This is a genomic window from Methylomonas sp. MS20 (assembly GCF_050275925.1).
Lineage (GTDB): Bacteria > Pseudomonadota > Gammaproteobacteria > Methylococcales > Methylomonadaceae > Methylomonas > Methylomonas koyamae_A.
In genome coordinates this window covers 1,332,410-1,345,948 of sequence record NZ_CP189962.1, presented here as the reverse complement: position 1 = coordinate 1,345,948, position 13,539 = coordinate 1,332,410, and the positions used below count along the sequence as shown (strand labels likewise).

Below are 13,539 nucleotides of genomic sequence, written 5' to 3'. Positions count from 1 at the left end.
CCGCTAGTCATAGCGGCCGCCTAGGCGGAAACTTGAATTTCCGGTGGTTTATCCAATGACGATCACAAAGTCAGCGACGGAACCTATCGAACAGTTTTTTGTAAACGTCCAGTAAAACCGGCAAGCCGTGCTGATTGAACAGCCGCCAAGCGTAACCGACCAACCGAATCAACCCGCTCATCGCGCGTTCCACCGCGCGGTCGCCACCCAGTTGCTTGAATTTGGCTTCGACAATCCTACTCCATTGCGGCTTGGGCTCGCCTTGGCTATCAACAAACACTTGGTTGTACGCCCACATTTCCAACACCGAAACCAACCACATAAACCCAAAAGAGATGGCCATGCCGGCACCGGCAAATATCACCAGCCAGGCAAACATCGGATTGAGCTTAGTCAACCACCACGACAAAATATCCACCAGCAGAAACACATAGGGCATGCCGATCGCGATCGACTTGTATTTCAGCGTACTGGTCTCGGAAAAGCTAAAGATTAGTCCGACCAACATAAAGATAAAGCTAATGCCGAACAAGTGGATATGCGACACCCTGGTCAGCGAGGTGAACGTGGCGCCTTCGTCTTCCTTGGCCAATTCCTTTAAGACGTTGAAGTCGCTAAAGTCCGGCAGCGAAGCCTCTTTGTTGTGGCACATCACACAGCGGCTCTCGATGATTTTATCGATACCGTCATCGACAAAATCATCCTTGTCGGCACCGTCCCGCACCCATTGGATGATGGCAAACCGCTCTTTCTCCGAGGCATTGTCCTTCATCGAGCCGTTCAATTTCGTCTCCAGCATCGTGCCGGACCGATTCCCGTAGTAACTATAAACGATGTCGTCTATCGACAAGCCGAACTTGCCGTCGGCCAAACCGTGCGTAAACAGAATCTGGATCAGCGCGACCAGATAACCCACCGCGACCGTTGTCAAATAACCGGTAAACAACACCTTAACGGGGATATCCAACTGCCTTAACGTAGAAAATTCGCGGGCCATGCGGTCCTCCGGGAGAAGTGAAGGTTTATTATAACTGTGTTAAAACTCGAGATTTTGAAATAGACTGTTAACGATTGACAAAAAAAAGGCCCTTGCGAACAAGAGCCTGTTTCGATTCTTCCGAAACTGAATTATTTCGGCTGAACGTTGGCGGCAGTCAGGCCTTTGGGACCGGATTCAATTTCAAATTCCACCGATTGCCCAGGGGACAGAGTCTTAAACCCTTCGCCCAAGATCACCGAATGGTGGACGAAAACATCTTCCTTACCTTCGGAAGGCTCGATAAACCCAAACCCTTTGGTGTTGTTGAACCACTTTACAGTGCCTGTTGCCATACAAAAACTCCTACGAATTAAAACCAAAATTTACCCGAACAAACCGCCGCGCTCACGGATTTCACCCGTCGAGCCACGTCATTTCGGCGAATCGAGTCTCGGCATTGTACTGTGATTTATTCGGCATGACCACTGAGCACGACCACACCGCCATCACCGGCCGGCCATTCAAAATATTAGCGATTTTTAATATATAGCCGCTTGAAATCGCTCGTCCACCGCCCCATCTCAGCGGCAACATCATTACAATCGAGGTACCTACCATGCGTATGGACAGACTCACCAGCAAATTCCAGCAAGCGCTCGGGGACGCTCAAAGCTTGGCTTTGGGCAAGGATCATCAGTTCATCGAACCGCTACACGTCATGCTGGCCTTGCTGGACCAGGAAGGCGGCAGCATTAAACCTTTGCTGCAACAGATTGGCGTACAGGTCAATACGTTTCGCGGCGATCTGCTGAAGGAAATCGACCGGCTCGCCAGCGTTTCCGGCGCGGGCGGCGACGTGCAAATTTCCAACGAACTGTCCCGGACGCTCAACCTGACCGACAAATTGGCGCAAAAACGCAAAGACGCCTACATCTCCAGCGAATTGTTCTTGTTGGCGGCGTTGGAAGGCGGCGGCACGCTACAAAACTTGCTGAAACGCGCCGGCGTGACCGCGCCAGCCGTCGAAAAAGCCATCGAAAATCTGCGCGGCGGCCAAGCCGTTAACGACGCCAATGCCGAAGATCAACGCCAAGCCCTGAAAAAATACACGATCAATCTGACCGAACGCGCCGAGCAAGGCAAACTCGATCCAGTAATCGGCCGCGACGACGAAATCCGCCGTACGATCCAGGTGTTGCAACGCCGCACCAAGAATAACCCGGTATTGATCGGCGAACCCGGCGTCGGTAAGACGGCCATCGTCGAAGGCCTGGCCCAGCGCATCGTCAACGGCGAAGTGCCGGAAGGCATCAAGGGTAAGCAATTGCTGTCGTTGGACATGGCGGCGCTGATCGCCGGCGCCAAGTTTCGCGGCGAATTCGAGGAACGCCTGAAAGCGGTGCTCAACGACATCGCCAAACTCGAAGGCCAGGTGATTCTGTTCATCGACGAACTGCACACCATGGTCGGCGCCGGCAAGGCCGAGGGCGCGATGGATGCCGGCAATATGCTCAAGCCGGCCCTGGCACGCGGCGAACTGCATTGCGTCGGCGCCACCACGCTAGACGAATACCGCCAATACATCGAAAAAGACGCCGCGCTGGAACGCCGATTCCAAAAAGTCTTGGTCGACGAACCCAACGTCGAAGACACCATCGCCATCTTGCGCGGTTTGAAGGAACGCTACGAAATCCACCACAGCGTCGACATCACCGACCCGGCCATCGTCGCGGCGGCGATGCTGTCGCACCGCTACATTTCCGACCGGCAACTGCCGGACAAGGCCATCGACTTGATCGACGAAGCCGCCAGCCGGATTCGGATGGAAATGGATTCCAAACCGGAAGCGATGGATAAACTCGACCGACGCCTGATCCAGCTCAAGATCGAACGCGAGGCCTTGAAAAACGAAACCGACGCCGCCTCGAAAAAGCGTCTGGAAACCTTGCAGGACGAGATCGGCGAACTGGAAAAGGAATATTCCGATTTGGATGAAATCTGGAAAGCCGAAAAAGCCGCGCTGCAAGGCACCGCCACGATCAAGGAAAGACTGGAACACGCCAGACTGGAGTTGGAAGCCGCCCGCCGCGCTCAAGATTACGCGAGGATGTCCGAACTGCAGTACGGCGACATTCCCAAACTGGAAAAGGAACTGGATCTGGCGTCGCAAGCCGAGATGCAGGAAACCACGCTGTTGCGCAGCAAGGTCACCGAAGAAGAAATCGCCGAGGTTGTCTCCAAATGGACCGGCATTCCGGTTTCGAAAATGATGGAAGGCGAGCGCGAAAAGCTATTGCGGATGGAAGACGAATTGGCCAAACGAGTGATCGGTCAGACCGAAGCCCTGAAAGCCGTCAGCAACGCGATCCGCCGCTCGCGGGCAGGATTGTCCGATCCGAACCGTCCCAACGGGTCCTTTTTGTTCTTGGGACCGACCGGCGTCGGCAAAACCGAACTGTGCAAGGCCCTAGCCGAGTTCATGTTCGACACCGAGGAAGCGATGGTCAGAATCGACATGTCCGAATTCATGGAGAAACATTCGGTCGCCCGCCTGATAGGCGCGCCGCCGGGCTATGTCGGCTACGAAGAAGGCGGCTATTTGACCGAGGCGGTGCGCCGCAAGCCTTACTCGGTAATTCTGCTCGACGAAATCGAGAAAGCCCATGCCGACGTGTTCAATGTGCTGCTGCAGGTACTGGACGACGGCCGTTTGACCGATGGCCAGGGCCGCACGGTGGATTTTAAAAACACCGTGGTGGTGATGACCTCTAACCTGGGTTCACAGATTATCCAAGAGTTGGCGGGCGAGGAGAACTACGGCGACATGAAAGACGCGGTAATGGACATCGTCGGCCAGCATTTTCGGCCGGAATTCATCAACCGGGTTGACGAAGCCGTGGTGTTCCATCCGCTCGGCCAGGGCCAAATTCGCGCGATCTGCAAAATACAGATCGACTTGCTACGGAACCGTTTGGCCGAAAAGGATATCGAGCTGGAGGTCAGCGAAACCGCGCTGGATTTGCTGGGCGAATCCGGCTTCGATCCGGTTTACGGCGCGCGACCGCTGAAACGGGCAATCCAACGCCAATTGGAAAACCGTCTGGCCAACGAAATTTTGTCCGGACACTACCTTCCCGGCGACACCGTCAAGGTCGATCGCGCGGCGGACGGCCTGACCTTCGGCAAATAACGCCAAGGGCCGGTCCGGAATGCTTTCCGCCGACCGGCCCGTTCCCACCGGGTTTCGACTATCCGCCCGGCCTTCGGCTTGACTAAATCGACGGCTTGCTCTAGCTTCAATCTGGCTTGCATATCAACAATAACAATCAAGCCACCGCCATGAATCCAAGTATCACACCTCGTAGTGCGCGACCGACGTTTGCCCTCTTCCTCGCGCACGACGCCGGAGGTTCGGAACGATGAGCTTACGCATCGGTATCGTCGGACTCGGACGCATCGGCGGCGGTGTGCTCCGCAACAATTTTCTGAACGACCCCGCGGGTCGCTTCGACATTCGCGTGATCTGCGACGTGATGCCGATCGACCACGTCGCTTACCTGATCGCCCACGACAGCACCTACGGCCGGCCGCCGTTCGCGGTGGATCACGACGGTACCGACTTGCTGTTGGGCGAGCAGCGGATACGCTATCAACGCGTCGATCGCCGCCGTCGGCCGCCGGAGAACGACAGCTTCGGCATGCTGCGGCCCTTTGACCTGGACGTGTTGTTCGACGCCACCGGTACCGCGGCGATCGGCGACTTCCGAGCCTTGCTCGATCAGCGCGTCGCCAAAAAAATCCTCTGCACCTGGAACGTGGCGGGTTGCGACCTCAGTCTGGTTTACGGAGTCAACCAAGACGATTACGATCCGGCGCGTCACCATGTCGTTTCCGCCAGCACCTGCACCGGCAACGCCATGGTGCCGATTTGCGACATTCTCGACCGCCACATCGGCATCGACTACGCCCGTATCGTCACGATCCACCCGGAATTGTCGGACCAAAAAGTCCTGGACGGCTACCACCCTTCTTCGCAACTCGGCCGGGCCTGCGCGGTATCCATCGTTCCCACCGCCACCAACGTGGCCAAATCGACCGAACTGGTGCTGCCTCGGTTGGCCGGGAAGCTGGAAGCCCTGTCCTACAGAGTACCGACCGCCATCGTCTCGGTGATCGACATCGCGGCGGTCTTGGCCAGGGATTCCACTCCGGAAGAAGTCGCCAGCCTGCTTTGCGAGTATTCGAATAATCGCCTGTCTGGAATCCTGTCCTGCGAATACGGCGCGTGGGGGCACCAAAAAGCCAGCATCGACTACCTGGCTAGCCCCTATTCGGCGATCGTCCTGATGAAGCATTTAAGCCTCGGCAACCGTCGTCACCTGGGTCTGGCCCTGATGCACGACAATGAGTTCGGCTATTGTTGCCGGGTTCTGGATGTACTGGGCGTGATGGCCGCCAACCCGCCCAGCTAAAGCCTCCGCCATCCTCCGTCAAGCCCGCGCTCGGCAGGCCCCTTACCGCGCCGGTCGATATTTTTTGTCACAAACAGGTAATATATCGCTGCTAGATTAGCTAAGTCGTTGCTACCTAGCCTTTTATGGAACCTATATGCCCAACTTGAACATCCTGGTTGTCGAAGATGAAGAAGCTATCAGGGAAATGCTGGCCATGGTGCTGGAACAAGCCGAATTTCAAGTCATCTCCGCCGGTAGTGCCGAACAAGCCATGCAAGCCCTGGCCGACAACCGGGTGGATTTGATCGTGCTGGACTGGATGCTACCCGGCATTAGCGGCGTCGAGCTGGCCAAGCGCTTGAAAAACGAACCGGGCTTCAAGGAACTCCCCATCATTCTGCTCACCGCCCGTAGCGAAGAAGAAGATAAAATCCGCGGCCTGGAAATCGGCGCGGACGATTACGTCACCAAACCCTTCTCCCCAAAAGAATTGGTTGCTCGAATCAAGGCGGTGATGCGGCGCAGCGGCAAATTGTCGGAATCCGGCCAACTCAGCGTTGGCGATCTAACCCTGGACACCGAACAACATCGCTTGATGATCGGCGGCCGCAGTTTGGAAGTCAGCCCCACCGAATTCAGGCTGATGCAATTTTTCATGACCAATCCCGACAAAGTCTACAGCCGCACGCATTTGCTGGACCAGGTCTGGGGCCGAAGCGTCTATATCGAAGAGCGCACCGTCGACGTGCACATCCGCCGATTGCGCAAAATTTTGGCGACCTACGGCCGGGAAGAACTGATCCAAACCGTGCGCGGCTTCGGCTACCGGTTTTCGATGGCGGATTGACGTTAGATGCAGCGCTGGCAACGCGAACTGAATATCGTCATTGGCCTATTGATCCCCACGCTGCTGATCAGTGTGTTCTTCGGTCATCTGACCGAACTGCTACTGGCCGTCACGTTACTACTACTGACCAAACAAACCATCAGCATCAACCGCCTGGAGCGCTGGCTAAGCCAGGGCGGCGTTGGCGAACGCACTAACTTCAAAGGGATTTGGGGCGACATTTACTACCACTTGTATAAAATTCGTCGCAGTCAGAAACGCCGTAAGAAAAAGCTCGGCAAGATGTTGGACCGGTTCCGTAAATCCACCGACGCGCTGCCCGATGCCGTCGTCGTGCTGGGCAGCTACGGCGAAATCGAATGGAGCAACAAGGTCGCTCACGAATTTCTGGGCTTGAAAAAGTCCGATACGGGCCATCGGATTCCGAACCTGGTCCGCCATCCGCTGTTTATCCAATACCTAAAGGACCAGGATTACCGACAGAAGATCAGCATCCCCTCGCCGGTCAACGAAAACCTGATTCTGCAAATCGGTATCGTGCCCTACGGCAACGGCTTGCGTTTGCTGATGGCGCAAGACATTACCCACTTAAAGGCCATCGAGCGGATGCGCACCGATTTCGTCGCCAATGTGTCGCACGAACTGCGCACGCCGCTGACGGTACTACGCGGCTATCTGGAAACCCTGCAGGAAATGGAAAACGGTCCGAGCGTTTACACCCGCTCGTTTCAAAATATGTCGGCGCAAACCGAGCGCATGCAAATGCTGATCGACGATCTGCTACTGCTTGCCCGTTTGGAAAGCAAGGCTAAAAAGTCCGAATGCGTCCAGATTGCCGATCTGCTCGGCCAAGTCTGCCACGAGAGCGATTTACTGGAAAAAGACGAACGCCGGGTCACGCTGAGCCTCGCGAGTACCGCCAACCTGCGCGGCGATGCGCTGGAGCTGCGCGGCGCATTCAGCAATCTGCTAGGCAATGCCCTGAAGTATTCGCCGCCGCGCTCGCCGGTACATGTGCGCTGGGACAACTTGCCGGACGGTAGTGTGTATTTGGAAGTCGAGGATTTCGGCCAAGGTATCGCCAACCACGAAATCCCCAGGATTACCGAGCGCTTTTATCGTGCCGACGTCAAACGCAATCAGAAAATTGCCGGGACCGGCCTGGGTTTGGCCATCGTAAAACACGTGCTGGTGCGTCACGACGCCAAATTGGAAATCGAAAGCCAGTTAGGTAAAGGGAGTCGGTTTCGTTGCGTGTTCCCCAAGCAACGGCTGTGTTAAGTGCCGCTAAGCGCGAATTGATTGAAGAAGGCGTAACGCCCGGCTTCGCAACGGCGTAGCGCGTGAATCGCCGAGCGCTGCAAGCCTTCGGCATCCGAGGCATCGACAGGACTCAACGCGATCCCGATACGGCAATTCAACAAGCCGGTCGCCTCCACCCCCGCATAAGGTTTAGCCAAAAGCTCGGCCAAATGGCCGGCCAATTTGGCAATACTATCGAGCTTATCCAACTCGGTCAGCAAAACGGCGAACTCCGCGCCGTCCAAACGGGCGACGATATCGGTTTCGCGAATGCCGCCCACCAAACGTTGCGCCACTTCCTGCAACACACTATCGCCTTTCGCGTAGCCCAGGCTTTCGTTAAGTTCCTTGAAACCGTCGAAACTGACGATCATCAACGCCAATAGCGCACCACTACGTTGGGATTTTTTGACTTCCTGATCCAAGCGGGCATACAACATCCGGCGATTCCCAGCACCGGTCAACGGGTCGAAATTGGCCTGCTGCCACAATTGCTCTTCAGTCAGCTTGCGGTGAGTAATATCGAAAAACACCCCGATCCGCCGCAGTTCCAAGCCGTTGCGATCAAATATCGTGTTAATCGTTAACAGCTCCACATAGAGTTCGCCATTTTTCCGGCGATTCCATATTTCGCCCCGCCATTGCCCGGTCGCTTGAATAGCCGCCCACATTACTTGAAAAAATGCCGCATCGTGGCGCCCCGAACCGAGCATCCTGGCATTTTTACCGATGACTTCCTCGGCCGCATAACCGGTAACATCTGCGAAAGCCGGATTTACCGAGACAATAAGCCCGTCGAGGTCGGTAATCATCATCGCCTCGCTGCAACCTTGGTAGAACAACATCGCCAATTGCCGGTCTTCCTCGGCCAATTTAGAATCAGTCACATCCTGAACGATTCCCGCCATCCGGGCGGGGCGACCTGGCAGGTAGCAGCCGGCGATCCGAATCCAACGCTTTTCGCCATCCGCGCGGCGGATCTCGCATTCGATATCGCAATTGGCGGCCATTCCGATCGCTTGTTGAAAACGCGCGTCCACCGCTTCGCGATGGCCCGGCAACACGTGATCGAGCAACATCTGGTAACTCCAGACCCTACGCATTTGCGAATACCCGAATATCCGATCATGGGTTGGCGTACGTTGCACGTCCTTGCTAGCTAGATCTAAGTCCCACGCGCCAGCGCCGATGGTATCCAACGCAAATCCCATTCGGGCTTCGCTCTGCCGCAAAGCCCGCGTGTACTGTTCTTTGTCGAACAGCATTAACGCGAGCGGGATCCCGACCGCCGCGAAAATCAGTAGATAAAACCAGATACTCAGCAAGCCTTCCTGGACACCGTTGCCGACAAACGGCCCAACGCCGTGCTCGAGGCCCCATAAGGATTGCACCGCGGTCATCGTGATTAACAAGGTTACGCCGTGGCGGCCGAATCGGGCCGCCGCCCAAATGACAAACATAAAAGGCCAGTAGGATTTGGCGAAATCGCCGAACAGATCCGGCCACCACGCCAAAAACACCGTTTGACCACATACCGCGCTAAGCGCGATAAAAGCGAGTGTTTCAGGCAAGCGCTTGGGCGCAAACCAATCCAAGGGCCAATCCTTCCAAATCAGTACCAACGGTGTTAACAATGCCATGCCGAACACATCGGCCATCCACCAGTGCAGCATACTGTCGAACGCACTATCCAGCGCCACATGACCGGCGAACAGCAATATCATCGGCCCGATTAACGCGCTGAATCCGGCACTAAACAGGGCGGCAATGCCCAACCAGACGAAGTCGCGCGGATGTTTCAGAGCTGGTGAAAAGCCAGAGTGGCCGGATAAAAACCAGGCACCCAACCAGGACTCCAACGTGTTACCGACAGCAATGCCGGCGGAAATAGCCAAGGAATCGTCTACCAACAGCCCCGCCAGCAACGCACCGACAAAAACGGCCGGAACGAAGCGCCATCCCCCCAAGATAATTGTAACCAAGCCCAATCCGGACGGAAACCAGACCAAGGTGACGCCACTGGCGTCGGAAAAAAAAGCCAACACCAGCTTGGCCAGTGCCGCATATAGCAGGGCAACCCCGATAACCTTCAAGAATACAGTGACGCCGGATTGTGATTTCATAACGTGACACGGAAAGACACCTGTCCAGAAGTGTACAACAACCGCCCTCATTCACCAGCCCGCGCCCGGCGATTTTTTGCGAGCCGAGTCCGGAAACAAAAACCACCGCCAAAGTTCGCCATGCCTCTATAATTGCCGGCATTTTTGACCCTGCCAAAGAGGTGGACATGATTTCGGAAACCGTTATCGAGCTATCGCGCGGCCAATTCGCGATGACGGCAATCCAGCATTTTCTGTTCATGCCGGTCAGCCTCGGACTATCGTTGCTGCTCGCCCTGCTGGAAACGCTATCCGTCCGCGACGCCCGTTATGCCGCTCTAGCCGCATTCTGGGTCAAACTGTTCGGCATCGGCATGGCACTGACTGCGGCAACCACATTGATCTTGCTCTGCCAATTCGGCAGTCACTGGGCGTATTTTGCCCATTATGCCGGCGATACGATCGGCTTGGCACTTTTGACGGCCTGCGCCGGCTTTTTCGTCACGGCTCAGGCGACCGGCCGTTTACTGTTCGGCGAGCAATGCTTGCCCGGCGTCCGCCGCGCTCTGCTGGCGTGGACCGCGTGTCTGGGTTGCCATGTCGCCCTGCTGGGATTCGTGGCGGCAAATGCCTGGATGCAATACCCAGTCGGCAGCGGCTTCAATCCGCAAACCTTACGGCTGGAATTGACCGATCCGGCCAGTTTGTTTCGAAATCCGGTGATGACTGCAAAATTCCTGCACGCGGCGTTGGCTGGCTACGCAAGCGCCGCCGGGCTGATATTGTCGGTTAGCGCGCTTTGGCGGCGGCAAGGCCGCGAGAGCGGGGCGGCGGCGCTGGGCCACCGATTAGGCGGCGTGATGGGCCTGACCGCCGTGCTGGCAACGATGGCGCTCGGCGATACCGGCATTTTCCAACCCAACAGCCTACAAGCGGGTAAATTCGCGGCTATTCACGGCCTGCCGCCCGACGACTTGATCGCCGAGCATGCCCGACGTACTCTCAACGGCATCGGCGCCTACGAAAAGCTCCAAGCGATCCGCGACGACAACCACGAACCGCGGCTGCTCGCCGATTTCGCCGCCACCCAGGCCGACCTGGGCCATGCCTTATTGCTAAAACATTGGAAAGACGGTGTCAGCGGCGCCAGCGAAGCGCAGATTCAACAAACCGCGCGGGCCAGCGTGCCGCCGTCCGAGCCCATCCGTTGGGGCTACCGAGTCATGGTCGGCTGCGGCGTTTTGCTGGCTCTCAATTTTCTGGCCGGTATCGCCTTCGCGTTCGGCTGGCTAGGCTCCCCCGCGATATTAAAACTCAACTTTTACGCCTTGCCGCTACCTTGGTTGGCCAGCGGCGCCGGTTGGTTTATTGCCGAATACGGCCGCCAACCCTGGATCATCGCCGACGCGCTGCCGACATGGCTGGGCGTATCGCTTGGCAACCCGAGCGATTTATGGACCGGCCTAGGCCTTTACGCGCTGGCGTACGGCGGTTTGTTGAGTCTGGCGCTAATCCTGGTCAAACGAGCCGTCACCGACGGCCTCGGTGCAATCTCGGAGGAAAATCGTCATGACGCTTGATTATTCGATTCTTCGGTTAGCGGCCTGGGCGCTGCTCAGCCTGTTTGCGATCGGCGTCAGCCTAACCGTCTTGGCCGAGCTCGGCGCGGCCAGTTTGCTACCGACGTTAAACGCCAACGAATCGCAACGACGAGCCTTAACCGCGCAATGGGCGGCCGTTACCGCCGGCAATCTGGCTTGGCTGGCGGCGTTGATCGCACTGGTGTTTTTCGGCTGGCCCAGCGTTTACGCGGCGGTGTTTTCCAGTTTTCAAACCTTGTTACCCTTTGTATTGATTCCACTCGCGCTTAGGCCGTTTGCTTTGTATGTCCGCGCCGGTTTGCCTGCCAATTGGTTGGAAAAATGGGACAGGGGCTTGTCTCTCGGGGCGTTGCTGCCGACCTTTCTGCTCGGCGTGATGATAGGCAACCTGATCAAGGGCATTCCGTTTCATCTGCAAAGCGATATGCGGATCGCGCTGCTCGGCAACTTGGGCGGTTTGTTCAACCCGTTTTCAATGTTGGTCGGCGCTGTCGCGTCGGCGGCCGCCGCGAGCTTGGGCGCACTCCAATTACAATTGCACGGCGACTCGGAAATTTCCGAGCGTGCCAAGGCCCTCGCCCTTCCGTTGGGCTTAGCCTTTTTGAGTCTATTCGCCTTGACAGGACTGTGGATCACGCACCTCGAAGGCTACCACGTCACCACCGACATCGCACCGCTCGGACCGTCCAACCCGCTCAGCAAATTCGTCAGACGCGGCGACGGCCTTTGGCTGGACAATTACGAACACGAACCCTCGTTGATCGCGATACCCTCGCTGGTTTTTATCGCCGGTATCGCGATGCTGATCTGTTCGCGCCGTGATAAAGCCTATTGGGCTTCCCTGGCCGCCGCGGTGGCGATGGCGATGCTGGTACTGACGGCAGGCGTGTCGCTCTTTCCGTTTTTGGTCCCGTCCAATATGTCCTTGAACAGCTCGCTAACCCTTTGGGACGCCAGCGCCAGCGAAACCGGGCTGCGCGCGTTGCTAATGTTCGGCGGGATACTGTTTCCGTTGATGGCGATTGCCAGCCGCTGGCGTTAGCGGGAACCCGATGAGTTTGTATCGCTCGAACAAACCTGATAAAACCTTAGTTTCCTGACAACTATAACTACAAAAAGGTAGGCGCAATATGAAGAAAGTCCTGAACCACACCCTGATCGGCGTACTGGCGTTTATTCCGATCATGGTCATCGTCCAAATCGTCCTGTTCGTCAAAGACCGGCTGACCGATTTATTTCAATTCGTTTACGGCTATTCGGACAACTATCTGGTGACCTTTCTACTATTCGCCGCCAGTTTCGCGACCATTACCTACGTCGGCCACCGGGTCAGCCTGGGCCGATTTTCGATTATCGCGATGTTCGAGCACCTGATCGAGCGGATTCCGCTGCTGAGCACCATCTATCGGGTCACCAAAAAATTGGTCAACATGATCGCCGGACATCAGCTTCAGGAACCGCGCGAAGTGGTTTACGTCGAGTACCCGAAGGAAGGCATTTGGGTACCGGCCTATGTCACCAACAAAACCGACGACCGCTACGTGTTGTTCGTACCGACCTCGCCCAACCCAACCTCCGGCTTCGCGGTCATCGTCCACGAATCGAAAGTAATTAAATCGGAGATGAGCATCGAACAAGTCACCAGCTTCATCATCAGCGTCGGCGCCGATTTCGAAAAAGTCGCCGAAATTAAAAAGCTGCCGAGTTAAACCGGTTCGTTCAACGATAGCGCTCAGCCGACCATTTCCCGACAATGACCGACGGCGCCGACACCCTCGCCGCGCGCTTGGGCGCCGCTTTGAAACGGCGAGGCTGGCGCATCGCCGTCGCCGAATCCTGTACCGGCGGAGGGATTGCCCATGCCATTACCGAGGTTGCCGGTAGCTCGGAATGGTTCGACAGAGGTTTTGTGACCTACAGCAACGCCGCCAAGGCGGAGTTGCTGGGAGTGCCGCAAACGACGTTGGACGGTGCCGGGGCGGTCAGCCCGGAAACCGCGCTGGCGATGGTGGCCGGCGCGCTCAGCCATAGTCAAGCCGATTTGGCCCTGGCGGTCACCGGCATTGCCGGCCCGGGCGGCGGCACGCCGGATAAGCCGGTTGGCTTGGTGTATGTCTCGCTACAAACCAGCGGCCAACCTGCCAGCTGCCAACGTAAACACTTCCAGGGTACCCGCCACGAAATTCGCCAACAAACCGTGGATTTCGCGTTGCAATGGGCTTTACAAACCGCCGCTGTGAGTTAGATATTCCCC

11 protein-coding genes are annotated in these 13,539 nt (G+C 56.7%); 8 read left to right on the top strand and 3 right to left on the bottom strand.

The annotated features are described in order from the left end of the window. Positions 1 to 70 precede the first annotated feature (70 nt). Both ACQE3D_RS05860 and ACQE3D_RS05855 read right to left on the bottom strand, forming a co-directional pair. On the bottom strand, positions 71 to 997 hold the full coding sequence (locus ACQE3D_RS05860) for a hypothetical protein (RefSeq protein WP_313728741.1): 927 nt from the start codon (positions 995 to 997) through the stop codon (positions 71 to 73). 131 nt (positions 998 to 1,128) lie between these two features. Beyond that, positions 1,129 to 1,332, bottom strand: coding sequence for a cold-shock protein (locus tag ACQE3D_RS05855; protein WP_064030983.1), 204 nt, complete (start codon positions 1,330 to 1,332; stop codon positions 1,129 to 1,131). A gap of 263 nt (positions 1,333 to 1,595) precedes the next feature. Between ACQE3D_RS05855 and clpB the strand changes: the two genes are divergently transcribed. From clpB to phoR, 4 genes are all read left to right on the top strand, one after another. Next, entirely contained in the window at positions 1,596 to 4,169 is a 2,574-nt protein-coding gene (gene clpB, locus ACQE3D_RS05850; protein WP_313728742.1) for an ATP-dependent chaperone ClpB, read from the top strand. Positions 4,170 to 4,398: 229 nt separating this feature from the next. Then, the gene (locus ACQE3D_RS05845) at positions 4,399 to 5,451 is read left to right on the top strand and encodes a glyceraldehyde 3-phosphate dehydrogenase NAD-binding domain-containing protein (RefSeq protein ID WP_064030986.1); all 1,053 of its coding nucleotides are present in this window, start codon (positions 4,399 to 4,401) and stop codon (positions 5,449 to 5,451) included. Between the two features lie 136 nt (positions 5,452 to 5,587). Then, positions 5,588 to 6,280: a phosphate regulon transcriptional regulator PhoB gene (gene phoB, locus ACQE3D_RS05840; RefSeq protein WP_064030987.1), complete on the top strand. Its 693-nt coding sequence runs from the start codon at positions 5,588 to 5,590 to the stop codon at positions 6,278 to 6,280. A 6-nt stretch (positions 6,281 to 6,286) separates the two neighbouring features. After that, a complete protein-coding gene (gene phoR, locus ACQE3D_RS05835; protein WP_064030988.1) occupies positions 6,287 to 7,561 on the top strand; it encodes a phosphate regulon sensor histidine kinase PhoR in 1,275 nt (424 codons plus the stop codon). Here phoR and ACQE3D_RS05830 read toward each other — a convergent pair. Beyond that, positions 7,558 to 9,705 (bottom strand): sensor domain-containing diguanylate cyclase, encoded by a 2,148-nt coding sequence (locus tag ACQE3D_RS05830; protein WP_313728743.1) that lies wholly within the window; start codon positions 9,703 to 9,705, stop codon positions 7,558 to 7,560. The genes phoR and ACQE3D_RS05830 overlap by 4 nt on opposite strands. Positions 9,706 to 9,872: 167 nt before the next feature. Between ACQE3D_RS05830 and ACQE3D_RS05825 the strand changes: the two genes are divergently transcribed. The 4 genes from ACQE3D_RS05825 (at position 9,873) to ACQE3D_RS05810 (ending at position 13,530) form a co-directional block, all read left to right on the top strand. Then, positions 9,873 to 11,264: a cytochrome ubiquinol oxidase subunit I gene (locus ACQE3D_RS05825; RefSeq protein WP_313728744.1), complete on the top strand. Its 1,392-nt coding sequence runs from the start codon at positions 9,873 to 9,875 to the stop codon at positions 11,262 to 11,264. Further along, on the top strand, positions 11,254 to 12,327 hold the full coding sequence (gene cydB / locus ACQE3D_RS05820; protein WP_313728745.1) for a cytochrome d ubiquinol oxidase subunit II: 1,074 nt from the start codon (positions 11,254 to 11,256) through the stop codon (positions 12,325 to 12,327). The genes ACQE3D_RS05825 and cydB overlap by 11 nt, the downstream gene beginning before the upstream one ends. A gap of 88 nt (positions 12,328 to 12,415) precedes the next feature. After that, positions 12,416 to 12,994, top strand: coding sequence for a DUF502 domain-containing protein (locus ACQE3D_RS05815; protein ID WP_064030992.1), 579 nt, complete (start codon positions 12,416 to 12,418; stop codon positions 12,992 to 12,994). 44 nt (positions 12,995 to 13,038) lie between these two features. Continuing rightward, on the top strand, positions 13,039 to 13,530 hold the full coding sequence (locus tag ACQE3D_RS05810) for a CinA family protein (RefSeq protein WP_064030993.1): 492 nt from the start codon (positions 13,039 to 13,041) through the stop codon (positions 13,528 to 13,530). The last annotated feature ends 9 nt before the right edge of the window (positions 13,531 to 13,539 follow it).